This window comes from Thiolapillus sp. (assembly GCF_048562965.1).
GTDB lineage: Bacteria > Pseudomonadota > Gammaproteobacteria > Chromatiales > Chromatiaceae > Thiolapillus > Thiolapillus brandeum_A.
The window spans coordinates 1-1,168 of record NZ_JBHNMF010000892.1 but is presented as its reverse complement, the minus strand read 5'-3'; the positions used below and the strand labels follow the sequence as shown (position 1 = coordinate 1,168).

The 1,168-nt window shown below is 57.4% G+C and carries 1 protein-coding gene; it reads left to right on the top strand.

Annotation, left to right across the window (positions count from 1 at the left end):
- Positions 1 to 1,168: DNA-primase RepB domain-containing protein (locus tag ACOCD2_RS20950; protein ID WP_419626042.1), on the top strand; the 1,168-nt coding region annotated here is incomplete at both ends.

The following is a 1,168-nucleotide window of genomic DNA, read 5'->3' as shown; positions in this document are numbered from 1 at the left end:
CAGTCTGGAAGGGGCACGCGCTGCTGGATTATGAGCTGGCGGGTGGCAATCAGTACGTGTGCATCTCGACCTTCACTGAATCAGAGCATTTGCCCTCGATCCGGCGCAAGGAGAACCACGTAGCGACGGTCATGGTGGTTGCGGATGACGTGGGGGATGCCACGAAGACGCAAATGCAGGCCATGCAGCATTTCCCAGAGCCTTCCTATATTCTGGAGACCAGCCCCGGATCGGAGCAATGGGGCTGGCTGCTGGATGAACCCTGCACAGACCGTAGTGTCATTGAAGCGCTTGTCACCCGTATGGCGGATCTTGGTATGACGGATCCGGGGGTAAAGGGCGTGAACCGCTACGTTCGCATGCCGGGGAGCGTGAATACTAAGCTCAAGCACCGTCTCATGCACGGTGAGGTTCCCGTTTTCCTCAAGAGCTGGCGACCCCAGCTCCGATACACGGTGTCTGCACTCATGCAATGCATCGGGGCAGTGGCCAAAGCGGATCAGGAGGCGGTTGGGCTGATCGACGCCTACCCACCGCTGCTGAACGCTGTTCACGTTAAGCAGCACAAGGCGGCGGGTGTGTATGACATCACGTGTCCCTGGGTGGATGAGCACACGAACAAAGATGATTCGGGTACCGCTGTGTTTGTGCTGGAGACCGGGCAGCTGGGCTTCCGGTGCCACCATGGCCACTGCACCAAACGCGAGGGGAAGGACCTGGTGCAGTGGGTGAAGCAGCACAATCCGCAGGCCTACAAGGCTCATGAGACTTTTGTTAAGCAGCTTTCGGTGGGGCTGGTGGAGAAAGAGCTGGATGCGCTCAAAGACTACAGCGATCTATCCCCGGTGCTGAGCAGACTATCTACCGTTGATACGCTGGCTAAAAAGGATGCGATCAAGGCGGTACAGGCACGCACAGGGGTAGGCGCTGTGGATCTGCGCCAGCAGCTCAAAACGCAGGAGACGGATAAGGCCGCCACGGCGAATCAGACCCTGTTTGATGAGTATGTTTACGTGGCCGAGCAGGACGCTTTTTACGATACGCTGTCGAATTCGTTTCTGAACGTCTCTGCCTTTGACCGGTTGTACTGTGACCTGATGAAGACTCCTTCAACGGTTGCGCTCAGCTCCCGTGAGGGTTCCCGAAAGGTACAACGGATAGACTTCGC